At 36.2% G+C, this 20,215-nt stretch carries 22 protein-coding genes and 1 other RNA gene; 11 read left to right on the top strand and 12 right to left on the bottom strand.

The genetic code is table 11. From position 1 onward, the window contains the following. Positions 1-148 precede the first annotated feature (148 nt). The 7 genes from J2Z40_RS09280 (at position 149) to J2Z40_RS09250 (ending at position 5,701) form a co-directional block, all read left to right on the top strand. Positions 149-466, top strand: coding sequence for a CotD family spore coat protein (locus tag J2Z40_RS09280; protein WP_066395354.1), 318 nt, complete (start codon positions 149-151; stop codon positions 464-466). 164 nt (positions 467-630) lie between these two features. Continuing rightward, positions 631-1,197 (top strand): SLOG family protein, encoded by a 567-nt coding sequence (locus tag J2Z40_RS09275; RefSeq protein ID WP_066395341.1) that lies wholly within the window; start codon positions 631-633, stop codon positions 1,195-1,197. A 383-nt stretch (positions 1,198-1,580) separates the two neighbouring features. Then, positions 1,581-1,880, top strand: coding sequence for a cell division regulator GpsB (gene gpsB, locus J2Z40_RS09270; protein ID WP_066395339.1), 300 nt, complete (start codon positions 1,581-1,583; stop codon positions 1,878-1,880). 80 nt (positions 1,881-1,960) lie between these two features. Beyond that, positions 1,961-2,361, top strand: an RNA gene (gene rnpB / locus J2Z40_RS09265) — RNase P RNA component class B. 165 nt (positions 2,362-2,526) lie between these two features. Next, positions 2,527-4,242, top strand: coding sequence for a putative bifunctional diguanylate cyclase/phosphodiesterase (locus tag J2Z40_RS09260; RefSeq protein ID WP_066395338.1), 1,716 nt, complete (start codon positions 2,527-2,529; stop codon positions 4,240-4,242). Between the two features lie 10 nt (positions 4,243-4,252). Continuing rightward, positions 4,253-5,386, top strand: coding sequence for a THUMP domain-containing class I SAM-dependent RNA methyltransferase (locus tag J2Z40_RS09255; protein WP_066395336.1), 1,134 nt, complete (start codon positions 4,253-4,255; stop codon positions 5,384-5,386). Positions 5,387-5,530: 144 nt separating this feature from the next. Continuing rightward, positions 5,531-5,701 (top strand): hypothetical protein, encoded by a 171-nt coding sequence (locus tag J2Z40_RS09250; protein WP_162840489.1) that lies wholly within the window; start codon positions 5,531-5,533, stop codon positions 5,699-5,701. Positions 5,702-5,787: 86 nt separating this feature from the next. On the opposite strand, the gene J2Z40_RS09245 is transcribed toward J2Z40_RS09250, so the two are convergent. Continuing rightward, positions 5,788-6,999, bottom strand: a complete 1,212-nt coding sequence (locus J2Z40_RS09245; RefSeq protein WP_066395333.1) for an MFS transporter — start codon at positions 6,997-6,999, stop codon at positions 5,788-5,790. Between the two features lie 487 nt (positions 7,000-7,486). On the opposite strand from J2Z40_RS09245, the gene J2Z40_RS09240 reads away from it, so the two are divergent. Next, positions 7,487-9,412, top strand: coding sequence for an ATP-dependent DNA helicase (locus J2Z40_RS09240; protein ID WP_066395330.1), 1,926 nt, complete (start codon positions 7,487-7,489; stop codon positions 9,410-9,412). A 78-nt stretch (positions 9,413-9,490) separates the two neighbouring features. Here J2Z40_RS09240 and J2Z40_RS09235 read toward each other — a convergent pair whose 3' ends face one another. From J2Z40_RS09235 to J2Z40_RS09205, 7 genes are all read right to left on the bottom strand, one after another. Further along, positions 9,491-9,790: a metal-sulfur cluster assembly factor gene (locus tag J2Z40_RS09235; RefSeq protein WP_066395329.1), complete on the bottom strand. Its 300-nt coding sequence runs from the start codon at positions 9,788-9,790 to the stop codon at positions 9,491-9,493. Positions 9,791-9,801: 11 nt separating this feature from the next. Then, positions 9,802-11,043, bottom strand: a complete 1,242-nt coding sequence (locus tag J2Z40_RS09230; RefSeq protein ID WP_066395327.1) for a hypothetical protein — start codon at positions 11,041-11,043, stop codon at positions 9,802-9,804. A 17-nt stretch (positions 11,044-11,060) separates the two neighbouring features. Continuing rightward, positions 11,061-11,267 carry a DUF2249 domain-containing protein gene (locus J2Z40_RS09225; protein ID WP_066399377.1) on the bottom strand — a complete coding sequence of 69 codons (207 nt, stop codon included), beginning with the start codon at positions 11,265-11,267 and terminating at the stop codon, positions 11,061-11,063. 5 nt (positions 11,268-11,272) lie between these two features. After that, on the bottom strand, positions 11,273-11,506 hold the full coding sequence (locus tag J2Z40_RS09220; RefSeq protein ID WP_066395324.1) for a DUF2249 domain-containing protein: 234 nt from the start codon (positions 11,504-11,506) through the stop codon (positions 11,273-11,275). Between the two features lie 34 nt (positions 11,507-11,540). Beyond that, positions 11,541-12,230 carry a Crp/Fnr family transcriptional regulator gene (locus J2Z40_RS09215; protein WP_066395322.1) on the bottom strand — a complete coding sequence of 230 codons (690 nt, stop codon included), beginning with the start codon at positions 12,228-12,230 and terminating at the stop codon, positions 11,541-11,543. Positions 12,231-12,410: 180 nt separating this feature from the next. Then, a complete protein-coding gene (locus J2Z40_RS09210) occupies positions 12,411-12,551 on the bottom strand; it encodes a hypothetical protein (RefSeq protein WP_162840488.1) in 141 nt (46 codons plus the stop codon). Then, positions 12,544-13,713: an MFS transporter gene (locus J2Z40_RS09205; protein ID WP_066395319.1), complete on the bottom strand. Its 1,170-nt coding sequence runs from the start codon at positions 13,711-13,713 to the stop codon at positions 12,544-12,546. The genes J2Z40_RS09210 and J2Z40_RS09205 overlap by 8 nt, the downstream gene beginning before the upstream one ends. Before the next feature lie 215 nt (positions 13,714-13,928). Between J2Z40_RS09205 and J2Z40_RS09200 the strand changes: the two genes are divergently transcribed. Then, a complete protein-coding gene (locus tag J2Z40_RS09200) occupies positions 13,929-14,162 on the top strand; it encodes a DUF2249 domain-containing protein (RefSeq protein WP_066395318.1) in 234 nt (77 codons plus the stop codon). Between the two features lie 174 nt (positions 14,163-14,336). Here the strand turns inward: J2Z40_RS09200 and J2Z40_RS09195 are convergent, their stop codons facing one another. Next, positions 14,337-14,729 carry an ASCH domain-containing protein gene (locus J2Z40_RS09195; RefSeq protein WP_066399375.1) on the bottom strand — a complete coding sequence of 131 codons (393 nt, stop codon included), beginning with the start codon at positions 14,727-14,729 and terminating at the stop codon, positions 14,337-14,339. 319 nt (positions 14,730-15,048) lie between these two features. On the opposite strand from J2Z40_RS09195, the gene J2Z40_RS09190 reads away from it, so the two are divergent. Both J2Z40_RS09190 and J2Z40_RS09185 read left to right on the top strand, forming a co-directional pair. Then, positions 15,049-16,563: a carboxypeptidase M32 gene (locus J2Z40_RS09190; protein ID WP_066395315.1), complete on the top strand. Its 1,515-nt coding sequence runs from the start codon at positions 15,049-15,051 to the stop codon at positions 16,561-16,563. 68 nt (positions 16,564-16,631) lie between these two features. Beyond that, entirely contained in the window at positions 16,632-17,537 is a 906-nt protein-coding gene (locus J2Z40_RS09185) for a DMT family transporter (RefSeq protein WP_342590327.1), read from the top strand. Positions 17,538-17,758: 221 nt separating this feature from the next. Here J2Z40_RS09185 and J2Z40_RS09180 read toward each other — a convergent pair whose 3' ends face one another. Genes J2Z40_RS09180 through J2Z40_RS09170 form a run of 3 tightly spaced genes read right to left on the bottom strand, consistent with a single transcriptional unit; the run spans position 17,759 to position 20,073 of the window. Continuing rightward, entirely contained in the window at positions 17,759-19,411 is a 1,653-nt protein-coding gene (locus J2Z40_RS09180; protein ID WP_066395308.1) for a b(o/a)3-type cytochrome-c oxidase subunit 1, read from the bottom strand. Continuing rightward, entirely contained in the window at positions 19,411-19,890 is a 480-nt protein-coding gene (locus J2Z40_RS09175; protein ID WP_066395306.1) for a cytochrome c oxidase subunit II, read from the bottom strand. The genes J2Z40_RS09180 and J2Z40_RS09175 overlap by 1 nt, the downstream gene beginning before the upstream one ends. A gap of 24 nt (positions 19,891-19,914) precedes the next feature. Next, entirely contained in the window at positions 19,915-20,073 is a 159-nt protein-coding gene (locus tag J2Z40_RS09170; RefSeq protein WP_066395303.1) for a subunit I/II of b(o/a)3-type cytochrome C oxidase, read from the bottom strand. Between the last annotated feature and the right edge of the window lie 142 nt (positions 20,074-20,215).

The raw sequence follows: 20,215 nt of genomic DNA, 5'->3' as shown, positions 1-20,215 counted from the left end.
TCTTTTTTCAAGCTTTAAAGATAGTTTTTACAGTATATTTTAATAAACAAAAAAATAGGTTTAAATTAGACAGATTCATTAGTACAAGATTCATCCTCCCATCATAGGCTATTAATGTAAATAAACTATGATGAAAGGGGATCTTCAAATGCATTGCGGACCAAAAACAACAAATGTATTGCCAGCAATTGTTCATCCAACAAAATGCTGTGTAAACAACACGTTCCAAAATAATATTGTTCCACATATTCATCCAACTCATACGACTACGGTTAACCATGTTAACTTTCAGCACCAGCACTATTTCCCACACACAAACTCGAATGTTACTCAAGTAACTAATCAGCAGTTTGTTGCTGGTGGGGGGCAAGCTCCTGGTGGTTTCGGTGGACCTGTTGGTGGTGGTTTTGGCGGACCAGTCGGTGGAGGCTTTGGTGTACCAAGACCAGGTTTCTTTGGTAGATAATACGATTTATGATCACGGCAAGGGCGTAATGCCCTTGTCTTCAATTTAAGCTGTAGCAGATGATTTGTTCGATTATTTCGTACATGCATATGGGGAATCATTATTGAATGAATTGATAGGTAATTTCGTAACAAAATCAGTATACTATAGAGAGGATCTACATATTGACAAAGATTGCAATTATTTCTGGTTATAAGCCACATGAAATCGGAATTTTTAAAATGGATGATCCAGCAGTTGCTTATATAAAAAAGGCCATTAAGAATCAGCTTCTGACATTGTTGGAGGAAGGACTCGAATGGGTCATAATTAGTGGTCAATTAGGTACAGAATTATGGGCTGCAGAGGTTGTGTTTGATTTGCAAGTAGAGGACTATCCAGCACTACAGCTTGGGGTCATTACTCCTTTTTTAAATCAAGAAGAGTCGTGGAAAGAAGCTAATAAAGAATGGTATGAATTCATTCTATCTCAAGCGGATTTTGTGGATTCCGTTTCCCGAAAACCATACGAAAATCCTTGGCAGCTTCGATTGAAAAACCAATTTCTTGTAGAAAAAAGTGATGTTCTCTTACTATTTTATGATCCAGAGAATGAGGGAAGTCCTAAGTTTTTATTAGAGGCAGCAAAGAAAAAACAGGAAAAAACGAATTATAATATTCACGTAATTACCTTTTATGATTTACAAGTTCTTGTTGAAGACGAACAAATGAATGAGCAGGATTTTTATTAATGTTTGAATGACTGTTTGAATAACAAGGTTGGTTGATTGGAGCGGAAGGTGCGAGATCCTCGAAAATGCTGTCGCATTTCCTTCGTGCGGTGTGAATTCTAAGGAGCCAATTCAATGTCCAGCGGGATGCGTGGGACAGCTGAGACCTAAGCAGGAGTGATTGCTCCGAGGAGGCTAAAGCAGCCCCCCCCCGGCGGAAGGGAGCACACGTACGCGGAAATCAACCTTTACAAACTTAATCTTAATTAGCAAATTGGGAATATTCTTTGAAAATAGATGAAAATGGTCAAGAAACTTCCTCATTACTTGTAGAAGAAAATTGACAAAAATGCATATCTCTGAAAAAATATGAATATTGATTGGTGTATATTGGGGTGAGTATAATGCAGACAGATAAAAGAAATTTAACGGCAAAAGATATTTTAGAAAAAGAATTTAAATCAGCAATGAGAGGCTATAAGCCAGAGGATGTAGACAAATTTTTGGATTTAATTATTAAGGACTATGAAGCATTTAGTCAGGAAATTGAAGATTTACAACACGAAAATCTGAAATTAAAAAAACAGCTAGACGATGCTTCAAGACGGCCAACAGCACAAACAGCAGGCACGACAAACTTCGACATTTTAAAACGTTTATCAAATCTAGAGAAACATGTTTTTGGAAGTAAATTATACGAATAACAGAAATTACTATGTTTTCAATTGAAAACCATTGCTATCTGATGCAAAGTTGCATATAATAACCTTTGTACTCATTAATGACGTTCGGGTAATCGCTGTAATGAGCATATTGCTGCATTGTAGAGGAAAGTCCATGCTCGCACAGGCTGAGATGCGTGTAGTGATCGTGCCTAGTGAATTCATAAGCTAGGGCAGTTGGAGCATAGCTCTGATTGACGGCAGGGAAAATGCCTAAGTCCTTTAGAGGATATGGCATGAATACCTTGAAAGTGCCACAGTGACGGAGCCTTTTCAGAAATGAAAAGGGTGGAACGAGGTAAACCCCACGAGCGAGAAACCCAAATAATGGTAGGGGCACTTTCTCTGCGGAAATGAACAAGGAGAAGGACAGATTAATCTAATCTGTAGATAGATGATTACCGCTTTTGTACGAGGCCATTGGTCGATTGCAGTACAAAGGAACAAAACATGGCTTACAGAACGTTATTAGTGAATAAATTATGAAATATGTGCGTAGCTCTCCTTTTTTAAGGAGAGCTTTCTTGTATTTACTCCAAATTAGATTTATTATAAATTAGATGACATTTATAACACGATGATAGAGGAAACTCATTAGCAATTTTAATTATATAAGGATGAATACAGCATGATAGGGTTATTAAAACAATTAGATGCAACAAATGTTATAAAAATTGCATTAAAAGTATTGGAGAATTCGAGTGAAGGGGTTATGATTACAGATGCCCATGGAAGAATTTTAGCTGTAAATCCCGCATTTGAAATCGTTACAGGCTACAGTGCAGAAGAAGCAATTGGAAATAATCCAAGTATTCTTCAATCTGGCATACATGATAAAGAGTTTTATCATTTAATGTGGAAACAAATTAAGGAAACAGGTAGCTGGAAAGGCGAGATTTGGAATAAACGCAAAAATGAAGAAGTCTATCCAGAATGGCTAACAATTAGCAAGATTGTTGATGAATTAGGGAATGTAATCAATTTTGTTGGTGTGTTTAGTGATATTTCAGACCAGAAACATTCTGAGAAGCAGTTAAGATATTTAGCTCATTTTGATTCATTAACTGGTGTGGCTAATCGATATAGTTTAAATAAGCGATTAGAAGGGCTAATCCAAACAGCTGAGAAATATAATCAGCAATTAGCTCTCCTTTTTCTTGATTTAGATCGATTTAAACAAATTAATGACACACTTGGACATAATTATGGGGATATGATCTTAAAGCAAGTATCAGCAAGGTTAAAAACACTATTGAAAAATAAAGATATGATTGCTAGGCTTGGAGGAGATGAATTCGTCATTATTCTCCCAAACCTTAAACATCCAAAAGAAGCGGTTCGCGTTGCTGAAAAAATTATTGATGCCCTCTCCACATCCTTTTTAATCGAAAAGAATGAAGTGTATGTGACATCGAGCATCGGGATTAGCCTGTATCCGTTAGATGGCAAGGATATGAGTGCATTACTGAGAAATGCAGATAAGGCCATGTATGAGGCAAAAGCAAGCGGGAAAAATCAATATGAGCTATACCAGGAAGAAATGCATCAGAATGAATCAAGACGGATGCTTCTAGAAATGAAATTACGTAAAGCAATTGATCACAATGAATTATATCTTGTCTATCAGCCAATTGTTGATACGAAGTCAAATGAGATTGTTAGTGTTGAAGCCCTCGCAAGATGGAAGCACAAGGAACTTGGAGAAATTTCTCCATCTGAATTTATACAAATTGCAGAGGAAACAGGATTAATCATTCCAATCAGCGAGTGGATTATTCAAAAAGCATGTGAAGATTTAATCTACTTTCAATTAAATGGCTTTCCAAAAATAAGGATGGCAATTAATGTTTCTGCTGTTCACTTCAATCAAGTAGGATTCGTAAAGTCGATGAATGACCTATTTCAAAAAATGAATGTAAGCACCCATCAAATTGAATTAGAGCTTACTGAAAGTATGATTATGCCGAATGCAGTAGAAACTGTAAATAAATTAGTAAAGCTTAAGCAGCTCGGGATTAAGTTATCGATTGATGATTTTGGTACCGGCTACTCATCTCTTAGTTATTTAAATCGGTTCCCACTTGATACACTAAAAATTGATCAAAGTTTTATCAAAGGTGTGTCAGCATATAAGGATGATAGTTCGATTGTTGAAGCGATCATAATGATGGCACAGCGCTTGCATTTAAAGGTTGTTGCTGAAGGGGTAGAAAGTAAGAAACAATATGATCTCCTAAAAAAGGAATCATGTGATTTGATCCAAGGGTATTATATAACGAAGCCACTCCCTGCTAATAAGCTGCTTGAATTTTTACAATGCTGGGATGGAGAACAATTAAATTAAGGGTGAAACTATGTTTGAATTAATTGCTACATCAGCAATGGGTCTAGAAGCACTTGTTGCAAAGGAAGTAAGAGATCTAGGGTATGAATGTGAAGTTGAGAATGGAAGAATTTCTTACAAAGGAGATGCGCTAGCCATTGCTCGCTCAAATCTTTGGCTGCGGACGGCGGATCGGATTAAAATAAAGGTGGGCGAGTTTAAAGCAACTACTTTTGATGAACTTTTTGAAAAGACAAAAGCATTGCCTTGGGAACACTTTTTGCCTGAGAATGCAGAGTTTCCTGTTGCAGGCAAATCAGTTAAATCAAAGCTATTCAGTGTTTCTGACTGCCAGGCAATTGTTAAAAAGGCAATTGTTGAAAGAATGAGAATGCATTATAAAAAAACAGGCTGGTTTGATGAAAACGGGCCCCTGTTCAAAATTGAAGTGGCACTTCATAAAGATATGGCATTATTAACAATCGATGCAAGTGGGAGCGGTTTACATAAACGTGGCTATCGTGCTGGACAAGGAGAGGCACCACTAAAGGAAACTCTTGCTGCAGCACTTGTTATGCTAACGAATTGGACAGCGGACAAGCCATTTGTTGACCCATTCTGTGGTTCAGGAACCATTCCAATTGAAGCTTCATTAATTGGGCAAAATATTGCTCCTGGCTTCAATCGTGAGTTTGTTTCTGAAAGCTGGCATTGGGTTCCAGAGAAAGTATGGGAAGAAGCAAGAATGGAAACAGAGGACCTTGCAAATTATGACCAGCCTCTTGATATTACAGGCACTGATATCGATCACCGCATGGTGAAAATTGCTGAAGAAAATGCCTTTGAAGCAGGACTAGGAGACTTAATCCAATTCAAGCAAATGCAAGTGAGAGATTTTACAACAATGAAGGAAAACGGTGTTATTGTTGGCAATCCGCCATATGGTGAAAGACTGGGTGATAAAGAGGCTGTGCAAAAGATGTATGCAGAAATGGGTGCAGCATTTGCCCCGCTCGACACATGGTCCATCTACATCCTAACTTCAAATGAACAATTTGAACAATATTATGGCAAGCCCGCTACTAAAAAGCGAAAACTATTCAATGGCTTCATTCGAACAGATTATTATCAATATTGGGGAAAGCGCCCGCCTAAAATGAAATAAACCCTGGAAACAGGGTTTTTTGCTGTTTAAAAGGAATGAATGGATGATTTATTAAATTAATGTTCTTGGACTTTTTACGAAAGCATAATTTCCCTTGAGTATGAATATCATATCTTTATATCAAAAATGGTCAGGGGGATTATCATGTATCGTTCAAAGATTGATTTTAATCAAATTTCGCAATCCTTAAGTGATAAAGTAGAAGCGCTTATGAGTGAGCAGGATTTTTCAGCATCTGCGCTTGAGCAGCTCCAAAAGGCACAAAATGAACTCCAGCAAGCACTGAGCTATTCACTTTCATCCTTACATAAATAATGATGACAGAAAAATCCCCATTAACAACAAGGCTAATGGGGATTTTTCTTGACTAGAAAGATGAAATTCCGCTGATTCTATCGCTATTAAGAAGCATTATTTGTTACTTTCATATCTGCACGCACTTGTTTAAATTTAAAATAGAAGAGAGTACTTAAAAACAGAGAAAATGCGCCAAATATAACCGCCATTAACTGCAGTCCCATCGTATCAAGCAGGAAGCCAGTCATAAGTAAAACGACCTGGAATGAGACACGATCAAGCATGTTTCGGAATGAAAAGAAGCGGCCATGAAATTCCTTTGGAACTCTCGTTTGAAAAATGGTTGCAGCTGTAGGGAAAAAACAACCAACCGCAAAGCCAAACACTAAAAACGAAAGCACTGTTAACAAAGGAATCGTAGCAAAGTATAGGAGCATTTGAGAAAAACCAATAACAAATGAAAATAAAAATAAAATGGTGTATGGAGAGCTTCTCAGACTGATCTGTTTTACTAGGAAAGCTCCAATCATAAAACCGATGCCTTCAGTTGCATAAATCCAGCTTTTAATAGCTGTGCTATCCTGGAGTTCACTAATATTAATGACCATTAAATTAAAGCCACCAAGAAAAAGAATCGGTACAAGTGTTAAGATGAGCGTCATTAATACAATGGGCAGTCCCTTAATAATAGGAAAGACATCTTTAAATCCAGATTTAGATTTAGAAAGAGAATGAGCTTGAACAGGCTTGCTATTTTGTTCATCGATTTTCAAGAAGCATGTTAATAGAAATAGGATTGCATATGCGGCTAAAGATAATTCATATAGCCCTTGAAGCGGCATGATCGCGATTAATATTCCTGCAACAGCTGTTCCTAATACACGGGATAATGTCGAAACATTCATATGGACCCCATTCATCTGCAATAAGTTTTTTTCTTCTACAACAAGCGGAATGGCCGCTTGTAATGCCGGAAAATAAAAGGCAGCAGATACTTGGAGGAAAACTAGAAATACGACCATCCACCATACAGAGCCAGTTGAAATGGCGATTAGCATGAAAATCACACTGAATGTTCGAACAGCTCCAGAGACAAGCATTACTTTTTTCTTATTTATTTGATCTGTCAATCTTCCTGCTAATGGACCAACTGCGATGCCCGCTAATAATCCAGCGGCAAGGATGAGTGATTTAACAAAATCAGAAGGTACCTTTTCTTGCATAAATTCAAGGTTTCCAATTATTCCAAGCCATAGCCCTAAACCAGCAATAAATTCTCCAGTTAATAATATCCAGACATTTTTATTTTTCCACATATACATGCCTCTCATTTTCATTTATTTCGTTTCTCTAAAGATACTACATATGTATAGAAAAATAAATCAAATTATTTCATATATTGCTAGTTAAGAAGACAATAAATATAGAGGAATGATTGAGAGGAGAATTGTGAAAAATTGAATGATAATCTGTTTAGTACAATGGGAAGCTGACCATAATAAATAAAGGCTTTTTTCTATAAAATTGACTCAATTTGAGTAAGTTTTTTAATTTCTTTATTGCATAAATGTGTTGTACATATTATGATCGTTCATGCTTGACACTGTCCTAATATACGATACAATTATTGTTGGTCTTCAGATATTTAAAGAGTAATAATGAGAATATGATGATTTAGATTAAATAAATTCCTAGAGAAAATAGAAGTTGAGATTTTGAGTAATGGAAGAAGAATTCGGATAATTGGCCGTACTTAATTCCTCTCTGACCTCCTAATTCTAAGCTCTAGATCGGAGGGGTACGATGCAAAATCGATTGCCATTTGCATTATCCAAAAATGAATCCTTTTATGAGAAGTTAAGCGAGTGGATTGGAGATGTTTTCTACGATATTTTGCCTGAAGCAGGCTTTGAATTAAGAGATGAACAAATCTTTATGGCCTTTCAGGTTGAAAAGGCATTTAAAGAAAAGAAGGTTATCTTTGCAGAAGCAGGAGTCGGGACAGGTAAAACACTTGTGTATTTATTATACTGTATTGCCTATGCAAGATATGTGAATAAGCCAGCTGTTATCGCATGTGCAGACGAGACATTAATTGAGCAGCTTGTAAAAAAAGAAGGGGATATTGCCAAGCTTGAACAGGCCCTTAACTTGTCTATGGATGTAAGACTCGCTAAATCAAGAGATCAGTACCTGTGCTTAAATAAGCTTGATCGCCGAATTGCTACAGAGGATAGTGACGCTTACAATGCAATCTATGACAGGTTACCAGAATTTATTCATACAGGCTCATCGATGCAATCATTTGAAAAATATGGAGATCGCAAGGAATTTCCGGAGCTTACTGATGATTTATGGAAGAATATTGGTTGGGATCCTCTGCAGGATTGCTTTACATGTGAGAAAAGGCACCGATGCGGACAAACATTAAATCGAGATTACTATCGAAATGCGAAAGACATTATTATTTGCTCCCAAGATTTTTATATGGAACATATTTGGACGAAGGAATCTAGAAAAAGAGAAGGGCAGCTACCGTTATTGCCTGATCATGCATGTGTCGTATTTGATGAAGGGCATTTGCTCGAATATGCTTCACAAAAAGCCTTAACTTATCGACTTACAGAGCAAACACTGGAATCACTCCTTACAAGATTAATGGAAAATGATGTAAGAGAGAAGACGCTAAATATTATCGATGATGCCATCGTTCAAAATGAATCATTTTTCTCTACTTTAACAGATGCCTCTACTTCCTCTGCAGGCTCAGATAAGAAGACGATTCAAAAAACAGCTGCTGTCATCAAAGAAGGAAGAATGCTGTTAGATTTCATCAGTTCATTAGAAGAAGAATTAGTGTTTGAAAGTGAAATGTATGTTATTAATGAGTATGATTTGAAAATTGTTGAAGAATATTTAGAGCAAATTTCATATTCCTTATCTTTATTCTTAAAAGAATTAAAGGGCATTACATGGCTTGAAGAAAGTGAAGAGGAAAGAACTTTAGTGATCATGCCTCGCATGGTTGAAGATATTATGCGAGAAGAAGTCTTTTCACAAAAGCTGCCATTCATTTTTTCTTCCGCCACATTATCTGAGAATAAGTCATTTGATTATATGGCAAAGAGTCTTGGGATTGATAATTACTTATCATTTTCTGTTTCTTCTCCGTTTGACTATGAAGAAAATATGGTCATTAAGATGCCGACATTCCCAGAATCAGATCTTATTGCTAAAATGCAATATGCACATGAGCAACTAGAAAAATCAAAGGGAAGCGCATTAGTATTATTTACGAATCATAAGGAACTTGCTGCATTTAAGGAATATGTGGCTGGAAAAACAGCACTCCAGATCTATTTTGAAGGCGACGCTGAAATAAGTACATTAGTATCAAGCTTTCAAAATGACGAGCATTCCGTTCTATGCTCTGTTCATTTATGGGAGGGGTTAGATATTCCAGGCTCATCTTTAGAAAATGTTATTATTTTCTCTTTGCCATTCCCTCCATATGACCCCGTATTTACAGCAAAGCGTGAGGGTGTGAACGATCCATTTAGAGAAGTAGATCTGCCATATATGCTACTACGCTTGCGTCAAGGAGTAGGAAGATTAATTAGAACGCATGAAGATAAAGGCGTTGTGCATATTTTAATGAAAGAGAATGAAAACGAAGAAGTCATTGGTTCTGTGAAAAATGTGCTTCCATGCGATATATCAGTAAAATAAAAGATATTGAAAAATCCCCTCTGAATTAAGAAGGGGATTTTTTCAATAAGTATCATTTATATGAACCAGCTTCTCTTGTTATCTGCCGATCTGCCTTAGCCCATCAGGAGTCATCTTCTCAGGCGTCCATGCAGGCTCCCATACGAGTTCAACATCCACTTTAGAGAATTCCTCTAGTTCCTCTAGACAATATCTTACACCGCTAGTAATGCTATCATGTAAAGGGCAGCCAGGTGTCGTTAAAGTCATTATGACAGAAACAGCTCCCTCCTCTGGAAATGTAACATCATAAATTAATCCTAAATCGACCACATTAATATTCAATTCTGGATCCATTACTCTTTTTAAATTTGAAAGAACGGTTTCTTTTAATGACATGTTAAGCCCTCCTATTTTGTAATTACTTTAATGATCGCAAAGCAAAACATAACGCATGCGAGTATAAATAGTAGCTGACTAATAATAAACAACATTTTACTGCCGATGAAAAGGGAAATAGCAACGCCAACAATTCCAATAACAAGACCAATGAATACCGGTGTAGAGGCACGGTCATTCACCATATCTTTAAGAGCAGGAACATCCTTCTTGCCAATTACTTTGCTATATTTAGCTGTCCACCATAGAAAGGGAACGATTTTATACAAATAGCCAATAATGCTAAAAGCAATCCATAGGAACAAATACATGAATAATAATGGTCCAACAATCTTAGAGAAACTTCCAATTAATGCAGAAATAAATGCGGCTAAATGAATAATTCCCCCACTTAAAATAGCAATCAAGGCAAAGGTAAAGGAGCGATCTAGCTTTTTTTTGACCCTTTTTTTCAAAATAAGAGAAATATGGTAGATAAAAATACTAAAGCCGATTAATTGAAGCAATAATCCCAATGTGAGCATGATTGGTGAATCAATAAAGAAAGAGATGATTGTCACAAGTAATCCACCAGCATAAAATGGATAGACGAATTGTGCTGGTTTCATGCTATACCCATGAGATAGGGAAAACATTGGTACCATTTTATACGAAAAACCAAAGATTAATAGTGTGAACCAACCAGCCATTCCAAGTAAAAGATGGCTTTTGAAAATGGATAAATAGTAGGAAGCTCCTGCACCTGACTGCATGCTATATAACATAAAAATCCCAAGACCAATGGTTAAGAACAGGCATACGAGTGCAGTTCCAACAAATAAGGTAAGGATATTCGGCTTAGCTTGCTTTCTTAAGGTCATGAGCATTTGAAATAGAAACATCAGAATCCCAATTAATGTAATGATCCCTGGAATTAATGCGTTTTGTGGATCATGGTATAAAAAATGTGCAAAGGAGAGCGTACCAATTGCAGTAACACCAAACTGTGCAAAACCAAACTTCTCATTCCAGATTGGAGTCAAAAATGCAACTGGAACAAGCTGATACATGGCCCCCATCGCAATCATTAATGCCCATCCTAGAATAAATAAATGGGCTGCCGACCAAATGCCTGGTATGCGAAATTGCCCATCGATTAAAAAATCTCCATGCATTAAAAGCAAAACTTGTGATGCGATTAATGAAAGCATGCTTAAAAAGATGAAAGAAAATGGAAGCTTAATATTTGTTTCATTGCCAGCTGAAGGATTCAACTTCAACACCTTCTTTGTTATTTAGTAATCTCTATTAAAAAACTGCCGTCTTCTCGTTCAGAAGTCATATGTTTGTAGCCTTTTTCATCTAACTGTTCATACAAGAACATTGGCCTTCTGTCATTAATTATTGATAATGTTTCACCGTCAGCTAAAGATTCTAGTGCATCCAGTGTTCTCATCATTGGCTGAGGGGGTTCAAGTCCACGATTATCTAAGATCATTGTCATTAACCTCTCTTCGTGAATGTTACTTTCCAATGTTTTTTCTCTATTTCTTCTGCTTCATGTTCGAATCCTTTTGCCTTCAATACAGTAAATAATGGTGAAGGTTTAAATGGGGCATGAAGGATGAAAACATCCCCAGCTTCGAGATCCTTTATGGCACCCATAATTTTTTGAAAGGGCTCTAATTTGTTTTTAATATCTTCTCTAACGTCAAGTTCAATGATTTTATTTTCCATTCTTATCCTCTCCCTTTGTATGAACATTTATTTTTTAAAGGATTTCCTGCTTAAGCTGGTTCCGATTAATTAAGAAGAATCCTTCTTCATCTGTGAATAGGAATTCTTTTTTCTTTAATTGATTAAGTGTTCGGCTAACGGTTTCCCTAGAAGTCCCAATCATATTCGCCAATTCACGGTTTGTGAAATGTGTCGTAATTTTATAACAGCTATCTTGTTGGATGCCATTTGTTCTAGTTAGTCTTAGCAGCAGCATAATAATTTGCTCATACGTATTATGAAGAATTTGTTCCTCTAGTCGATTTTGTAAATCAACGATTTTTTCCCCTAATACTTTGAAAAGCTTAATACATAGAATAGGGTTGGCTAGCAAAATTCTTTCAAAATCATCAATTGGTACAGCAATTAATTGTGCTTCTTCCATTACCTCTGCATGGGCAGGATAATTTCCTTGTCTAAAGAAACCTGCATGTGGGAACATTTCACCTGCTTCTAGAACAGAAACGATTTGCTCTCTTCCTGATGAATCAGTTTTAAAAATTTTAATTTTCCCTGAGTGAATGAAGAAAACACGGTCAAGTGGATCGCCTTGCATAAACACATATAACTTATTTTTATAAAGTCGTGCTTGAGCGATATCAACGATCTGGGATAGCTCGCCTTTTTCTAAATCTTTAAAAAGCGGAACAGCTTTAAGCCGTTTTTCAATATCCTCAATTCTCAATTAGTTCACCTTCTACTTTCATACTTTCATTATTTGATTCAAGTTTAGCACTATAATTTATGAGAATAAGTGACGTGAATCATATAACTTCATTTTTGATTCTCATTCTCAATGTTTTTTTAAGTGGGGGGAAGTAGGATAAGTTATGGAACTAAAATTAAACAGAAAAAAACCCGCATGTTAGTTTGCGGGTTTTTCTTCCTTCTTATCACATTCAAAGCATAGTATTTGTTGCTCATCTGTATGAATTCCATTGAAAAATCCATCAATACAATACAGATCCTTTTTGCATTGCTGACACTGCCCGACGAATTCATTCATTTGAATCACTCCATTTGTTTTGTCGATCTTTTTTTCTTCTAAAATAAAGGAGCAGCAAAAATGTATAAACAAATAATATGCATGCAGCCATAATAAAACCAGTGCTAAATGAAACAGCGAGTAACCCTGTTAATGATGAGCCGACAACAACACCTAATGAGAAGAATGCATAAAATAAACCAAATGCCTTGCCTCTCGTTATTTCATCTGTATGTTCAACAAGCATGGCGGTAATGGAAGGAAATAGCAAAGCAAATCCAAAGCCATAAAGCACCATACATATAAATAAATAGGGAAGGGTGGAAGCATTACTTAATAGGATAAGTGCAAGCCCGATGATTGCCATCCCAAGCATCATGATCGATTGATGCTTATACTTATCAAATATTCGGTTCGTTGGCAAACCAAATATTAATATTGCTGTAATTCCAAATGTACTTAGAAGCATTCCGCTATACTGGGTCCCATAATTTAGGGATTCAACCTGTAGAGGAAGCATATATGCGAGCACGCCTTGAGCAAACATTAGTGAAAACGCACCAATAAAGCTAATCGCAAGCATAGGTGTTTTTAGAATCGAAACAAGTGTAAAAATGGGTGGCTCCATTTTTCTTGTAATTGCTTTATTATTGTTCGGCAAAATAAAGAATGAACAGATTGCAATTAAGATCATCATCACGGCAATCGTAATAAACACCCAATTAATATCATACTTTGAAGCAACAATACCGCCAAATGCAGGACCAATGATTGCAGAAATGCCAACAGCTACCCCTGAAACAGCCATGGATTTCCCTTGCTTCCCCTCTTTACCTCTATTTGCAAGCACTGTAAAGGCTGCTGGAACAAGAAAACCGCTAAATAATCCATGGAGAAATCGTATCGCCATTAATTGTTCAGCTGTGGATACGAAAATATAAAGACTTAACATGGATGCTGTTAAGAAAAATCCAGCTAGTAATACCTTTTTTCCTCCATATTTATCAATCCAATAACCAGCTATTATATTTCCAAACATATTTGAGAATGAATACATCCCGACGATTAATCCAATAAAAGCAGGTGAGGCACCTAAGCTTTTGGCAAATGGACTCATGATTGGCAGCTGTGAAAACATGTCGATAAAAGAAATTAAAACGATGATTAAAATAAATGGTTTCATATACTCTCTTCCTATTATATAGTTTCTCTAAAATGTATTATAACGGTTTCTAAACAATAAAACGATTAATCTCTCTTATACATGGAAAAACGGAGACCTCGTTCTTACATTTTATAGAGCAAAATATCATAGTTCAAATGTGACCCCACTCACTATTCAGATCACGTGAATTATATACAATGAGGATGTTAACAAATGAATAGGGGGAAATAAAAATGAAAGAATTTGCACAAACAGTTATCGCACCCGATTATCCGCCAAGAGAAAAACATCCAACGATTTTCAAAGCATTCGATTCATTACAATCTGGTGAATTCATGCAATTAGTAAATGATCATGATCCAAGACCATTACAATATCAATTTAAGATGGAAAGAGAAGATCAGTTTACTTGGGAATACCTTGAACAAGGACCAGAAACTTGGAAAGTAGCAATCGGTAAGAAATAATTTAAATATAGAGTAAAATGGCAATCACTTTTTTGCTGCATTTCATGCACAAAAGCTCAGAGTTTCTATGAAATATGCTCTGAGCTTTATTTATAACTGGGGTTCTCAATTACACCTTCTGTTAGCTGAAGGGCTGTCCTAAACTGCTAGACGACTTTAAAGGTTTTTTCCTGCTTATTTTGGATAGACTTTTTTAAATCGTTCACATACAACTAACATACTTGGAGAAAATTCCAGATGATATTCTTGTAATAGCTCGGTAAAGAACTTTTCATGAGCGTCCCACCAAAATTGATAATCTCCTTCACCTTCTGCTAAAGCAAATTCCTCTGTTACCTCATTCATCGGAACAACTTCAACCGATTGAATTTCAATGACTGCGACTGGCTTATCATGACCATTTAAAACGATATAATATTCGCTAGCTTGAGGGATCGCTTCTTTTTCTAGCTCATAAAACACATAACCTGAAGTAGTTGCTGTCTTCTTTCCGTCAATAACTAAATCAGCTAACCAATCAGCAGAAGCTCCGAATTGAAAAGCATCTTTATATTCGTTTCCAACCATATGATTTGCTAGGCAAAATTCATTCCAAAATTGCTGTACCGTAATCAAACATAATCATCCTTTATCATGAAAATTTTCCATTCTTCAATTAAGCTGTTTAACTAATGGAATAGGCACTACAAACGTATAGTTTAACATGAATTTCCTATTTTGTTTGTTTTACTCAGAATAACTCGTGATATATTAACAAAATTAGAGCATTAAACCTTTATGAACGGTTAGACAAATACCTAAAAATAGAGGAGAGGATACTGTATTTGTTCATTATCAGAAAAATATGATAAAATAATCAGGAGCTAGAATAATAGGGGGGAACAGGATGAGTGTGACAATTAGTGATGTGGAGAAAGACTTTTTAGATTATGTAAAGAAGATGGAGGCTTATAATGAAGCGTTAGCTTTAATTTTTTGGGACTTACGCACGGGTGCGCCCAAAAAAGGGATTGAACAGCGTTCTGAAGTCATTGGCATGCTATCTTCAGATGTTTTTCAAATGTCTACATCAGAAGAAATGGCCCAATACATAGAGAAATTATCGAAGGATCATGCTGAATTATCTGAAGTCACAAGAAAAACACTTCATGAGTGCAAAAAAGGATATGATCGCAATAAAAAAATTCCTGCAGAAGAATATAAGGAATATGTGATTCTCCAGTCAAAATCAGAAAGTGTTTGGGAAGAAGCTAAAGAAGCAGCTGATTTTGAAATGTTCCGTCCTTATCTCGAGAAACTAGTAGAAAAAACAAAGCAATTTATTCAATATTGGGGATATGAAGGAAATAAATATAATACATTACTAGATATGTATGAACCTGGTGTAACGGTAGAGGTGCTCGATCAAGTATTTGGTGATCTGCGCGAAAAAATCGTTCCACTCGTTCAAAGCATTTCGAAATCAGAGTATAAACCAGAAACGAACTTCTTATTTACTCACTTTTCTAAGGAGAAACAGCGTGAATTTAGCTTGGAAATTTTAAAACAGATGGGCTATGATTTTAATGCAGGACGTTTAGATGAAACGGTTCACCCATTTGCGACTGGATTAAATCCTGGGGATGTCAGAGTCACAACAAAATATGATGAAACTGATTTCCGCACGGCTGTCTTTGGAACGATTCATGAAGGGGGCCATGCATTATACGAGCAAAATATTGCTCTAGAGTTAGTAGGTACCCCGCTATGTGATGGAACTTCGATGGGAATACATGAATCTCAATCATTATTTTATGAGAATTTTGTTGGCCGTCATCCTTCTTTTTGGAAAAAGAACTATGATTTATTAAAAGAGTATGCTTCCGGTCAGTTTAACGATGTTAGCTTAGAGGATTTCTACCGAGCCATTAATGAATCAAAACCATCACTTATCCGAATTGAAGCAGATGAATTAACCTATCCATTGCATATTATGATTCGCTATGAAATTGAAAAGGGTTTATTTAATGATGAAATTAAAGTGAGTGATTTGCCAATTATTTGGAATGAAATGTATGAGCAATATTTAGGTGTGAAGCCAGAAAATGATGCACAAGGTGTGTTGCAAGATGTCCATTGGTCAGGTGGAAGTTTTGGGTATTTTCCTTCCTATGCATTAGGCTATATGTACGCGGCACAGCTGAAAAATTCGTTGATCAAGGATGTCCCAAACTATGATCAACTGCTTGAAGAAGGAAATTTAATTCCTATTAAAGAATGGTTTACAGAAAACATTCACCAATATGGGAAGATGAAACAGCCCCTTGAAATTTTAAAAGACGTAACAGGTGAGGGGTTAAATGCCAATTATTTAATCGACTATTTATATGATAAATATTCGAAAGTGTATCAATTAAAATAAGCTGAATGAAGGGGATGACAGTTGTCATCCTCTTCCAGCATATCTGGGGGAAACCATTATTGAAAAATATGATGCCATATCTCATGATAGCAGCTGGAGCTAGTCTTTGGGGCATTATTGCCCTTTTTGTGAAAGGGCTAGGGGAATATGGATTCACTCCAATGGAGATTGTTGCAATTAGGGTAATCGTTGCTGCACTTGTTTTATTAATAATCGGGGCAGTCCGTCTTCGCAAGAAAATGAAGCTGAAAAAATGGACCGACATCCGATTTTTTATTGGAACAGGAATTTTCAGTGTTGTCTTTTTTAATTACTGCTATTTTACAACTATTGGTCAGATGAATATTTCAATTGCAGTGATTCTCTTATATACATCACCTGCATTTGTCACCATTCTTTCTTATCTTTTTCTGAAAGAAAAACTGACATTAAATAAAATTATTGCGGTATTTGGTACGATTATTGGTTGTGTATTAATTGCAGGGTTAACAATGGGTGATGGAACGATTACTTTTATTGGCATTATCACAGGGCTAGGGGCAGGACTTGGCTATGCATTATATACAATTTTTAGTAAATTTGCACTTATGAAATACGAACCATATACGATTACTTTATATACATTCGTAGTGGCGGCTATTGCACTTATACCTGTTACTCAGCTTTGGAATAAATATGAGAATTTATTAGATGTTAATGTATTGCTTTATAGTATTGGCTTAGGATTAATTCCGACTGTTCTTGCTTATTTTATATATACATGGGGTCTTGAGAAAATTGAGGGGAGCAAAGCAGCCATTATTGCAACTGTTGAACCGGTTGTTGCAACTATGCTTGGTGTTTTGTTATACGGAGAAAGGTTAACGTTTATTCAGATTATTGGTGCCTTATTTATTCTAGGATCTGTCATTATCGTCAATATGACATTTCGAAAAAGAAGTTTGAGTCAACATGATGGATTAAAGATTGAATGATTAGTTGGAGTTTTGAAAGGGAAGAATCTTACAATCAGGTAATTGATAAGCCACTTTTTTCAAATAGCTTACTATTTTCTAAACAAATGTAACAATGGCTTAATAAATAGGGGTGTTGATTAGAGCAGAAACTACTCAATACTATTTATATTGTAATTAGCAAAAAATCTACGTAAACAGTCATTAGAAAACACTCCGATCATTTGATCGGAGTGTTTGTTTTACCAAAGTTTATATCCCTTTGATCCTGGCGGTGCATTTTGAATTAGATCAATAAACGGAACGGTATAAGCAAATAGAATGAGTAGGATTGTAATTCCGATCCATAGCTTCCAATTTTCAAATACCATTGGTGGTTTTTCATTTGATAACGGCTCACCAATTGGGAATTCTTGATCTCCTTTTGGTGCAAAGAAAGCTAGATTAACAAAGATATAAAGCATAAGAATAATCGCGATGAACAGAATTGATCCACCAACTGCTTGTGCAATTTGATATGGAATCCATTCTGCCGCTTGAGCAGATCCGCCATATTCAGAGTATGAAGAACGACGAGGTGCACCTAGTAAACCAGCAGCATGCATGGCACCAGACATAAATGTCATCCCAATTGTCCATGTAACCCCTTGTATGATAGCTAATTTATTCATTTTCTTAGTTAATACACGACCTGTTAAGTGCGGAATTAACCAATAAGCAATACCGAAGAATGTTAATACTACTGCAGTTGCAGCTGTTAAATGGAAGTGTCCAGTTACCCAAATTGTGTTATGAACAACTTGGTTCATTTGGAATGAAGCATTAATGATCCCGCCTGCACCAGCTGGAATAAATGATAGCATTCCAATGAATGGTACGATAAATCTTGCGTCACCCCATGGAAGTTTCTTCAACCAGCCAAATAAACCTTTTGCTCCTTTAGAACGTCCATAGTTTTCAAATGTAGCAAATAATGAGAATGCAGTCATTAAAGATGGAATAACAACTAAGAAAGTTAAAATAACTTGTATGAACTTCCAAGCAGGGTCAATACCTGGTTCTAATAATTGATGGTGAATCCCAACTGGAATTGAGAATAATAAGAACAAAATAAATGATAATCGTGCCAATGAATCTGAGAAAATTTTTCCACCGATTATTTTTGGAATAATTACATACCAAGCCATATATGCAGGTAATAACCAGAAATATACGAGCGGATGACCAAAATACCAGAATAATGTTCGGCTTACTGCTACGTTAACCGTGTCTACTAAACCTAAAGACCAAGGCAATAATTGTAATAGAACGGTAGCAGCAACCCCGATTGTCGCAACGATCCACATTAGTGTATTAACAAGTGCCATAAATGTAATGAGTGGACTCGCTTGTCCGGGGTTTTGTTTTCTCCATTCGATGTATTTCATGATGATTACGGTACCATCTAGCCAGCTACCAACAATTACAAGGGTTAACCCGATATAATAGAGAGCATGTGCCTGTAATGGTGCATAGAAAGTATAAAGTACAGAAGCTTCATTTAATAGAATCATAATAGCAGCTAATACGGTACCAGTTGTCATTACCCAGAAACCGATCCAGCCAATTAAACGCTGACGATTCGTTAGTGTTCCAGCTGTTTTACTGACAACTGAAATTTGAAAACCCATAATAAAGAAAGTAGTAAGTACAAGTCCTAAAACAACACCGTGTACGGTTAAGATTTGATAATAGCCAATTCCAGCAGGAAGTTCGAACTTTCCAGAACGAACTAAAGTTTGTAATAATCCTGCAAGTCCACCAACTGCTAGGGCGATGAAGGCCACATAAAAGTGGGCCATTGCTAACTTCCCATCACGGCGGTCAACTTTTATTTTTAGTGCGTCTTTAAGCATTATTGTTCAACCACCTTAATTTTTGACATCATCATATGGTGTCCAACACCGCAATACTCGTTACATAGGACTAAATATTCGCCAGTTTTATCAAAAGTGGCAATATGTTCGCTTATGTAACCAGGCTCTAACATCATATTAATGTTTGTTCCAGCTACTTGGAAGCCGTGAATCACATCTTTTGTTGTCGCAATGACTTTCACTTTTGCACCAAATGGTACTTCAACTTCACCAGGTTGATAGGCGAATGCTGAAGCGACATAGACTAATTCATAATCCCATTCTTTTCCCTCAACCTTTTTCAATCCAGGTTCATTAAATGGTGCTTGTGTATCCACTTTTTCTGGATCGATTGTTGCTAAGCAACTAGGTGGCTTATTGCCAAGATAAAATGCACTTACACCGATTACGGTTAAAAATACAAGCAGCATTGCTACACCAAAGGTGAGCCAGATTTTTTCAAACTTATGAACATGCATGGCTTTTTTCCCCTTTCAAATTCTTTAAAAACGGTTTAAATATAAAAAGTAAGCTGCTACCCAAGTAATAACTAGGAACGCTCCCAATATGGCGACTGAGACTGCCGTTCCCCTTAAGGAAGAACGATCGTCCTCTACTTCTGTTTTTTTTACGGGTTCCCTGTTGAGTTCCGCTTTCGCCATTACATTCACTCCCTTCGGAAATTTGGAAAAAGTAAATGATTACAATTTCATAATACAAGACTATCGCTAGGAATCTAGACAGTAATTTGCAGTTCACAAAATGTTCATACCTAACATAATTACTATGATAATAGTGTAAAGT

Origin of the sequence: Cytobacillus eiseniae (assembly GCF_017874625.1) — a bacterium.
GTDB lineage: Bacteria > Bacillota > Bacilli > Bacillales > Cytobacillaceae > Cytobacillus > Cytobacillus eiseniae.
The sequence above is the reverse complement of the archived record's forward strand: the minus strand, read 5'-3'. Positions and strand labels throughout refer to the sequence as shown.

Bases quoted from the DNA above. Each gene is read 5' to 3' on its own strand.
- J2Z40_RS09175 (WP_066395306.1), bottom strand. From the start codon at position 19,890: ATGCATGTTCATAAGTTTGAAAAAATCTGGCTCACCTTTGGTGTAGCA.
- J2Z40_RS09240 (WP_066395330.1), top strand. From the start codon at position 7,487: ATGCAAAATCGATTGCCATTTGCATTATCCAAAAATGAATCCTTTTAT.
- J2Z40_RS09255 (WP_066395336.1), top strand. From the start codon at position 4,253: ATGTTTGAATTAATTGCTACATCAGCAATGGGTCTAGAAGCACTTGTT.
- J2Z40_RS09260 (WP_066395338.1), top strand. From the start codon at position 2,527: ATGATAGGGTTATTAAAACAATTAGATGCAACAAATGTTATAAAAATT.
- J2Z40_RS09195 (WP_066399375.1), bottom strand. From the start codon at position 14,729: ATGGTTGGAAACGAATATAAAGATGCTTTTCAATTCGGAGCTTCTGCT.
- J2Z40_RS09200 (WP_066395318.1), top strand. From the start codon at position 13,929: ATGAAAGAATTTGCACAAACAGTTATCGCACCCGATTATCCGCCAAGA.
- J2Z40_RS09210 (WP_162840488.1), bottom strand. From the start codon at position 12,551: ATGAATGAATTCGTCGGGCAGTGTCAGCAATGCAAAAAGGATCTGTAT.
- gpsB (WP_066395339.1), top strand. From the start codon at position 1,581: ATGCAGACAGATAAAAGAAATTTAACGGCAAAAGATATTTTAGAAAAA.
- J2Z40_RS09235 (WP_066395329.1), bottom strand. From the start codon at position 9,790: ATGTCATTAAAAGAAACCGTTCTTTCAAATTTAAAAAGAGTAATGGAT.
- J2Z40_RS09225 (WP_066399377.1), bottom strand. From the start codon at position 11,267: ATGATCTTAGATAATCGTGGACTTGAACCCCCTCAGCCAATGATGAGA.
- J2Z40_RS09180 (WP_066395308.1), bottom strand. From the start codon at position 19,411: ATGCTTAAAGACGCACTAAAAATAAAAGTTGACCGCCGTGATGGGAAG.
- J2Z40_RS09185 (WP_342590327.1), top strand. From the start codon at position 16,632: ATGATGCCATATCTCATGATAGCAGCTGGAGCTAGTCTTTGGGGCATT.
- J2Z40_RS09170 (WP_066395303.1), bottom strand. From the start codon at position 20,073: ATGGCGAAAGCGGAACTCAACAGGGAACCCGTAAAAAAAACAGAAGTA.
- J2Z40_RS09190 (WP_066395315.1), top strand. From the start codon at position 15,049: ATGAGTGTGACAATTAGTGATGTGGAGAAAGACTTTTTAGATTATGTA.
- J2Z40_RS09245 (WP_066395333.1), bottom strand. From the start codon at position 6,999: ATGTGGAAAAATAAAAATGTCTGGATATTATTAACTGGAGAATTTATT.
- J2Z40_RS09280 (WP_066395354.1), top strand. From the start codon at position 149: ATGCATTGCGGACCAAAAACAACAAATGTATTGCCAGCAATTGTTCAT.
- J2Z40_RS09205 (WP_066395319.1), bottom strand. From the start codon at position 13,713: ATGAAACCATTTATTTTAATCATCGTTTTAATTTCTTTTATCGACATG.
- J2Z40_RS09250 (WP_162840489.1), top strand. From the start codon at position 5,531: ATGTATCGTTCAAAGATTGATTTTAATCAAATTTCGCAATCCTTAAGT.
- J2Z40_RS09220 (WP_066395324.1), bottom strand. From the start codon at position 11,506: ATGGAAAATAAAATCATTGAACTTGACGTTAGAGAAGATATTAAAAAC.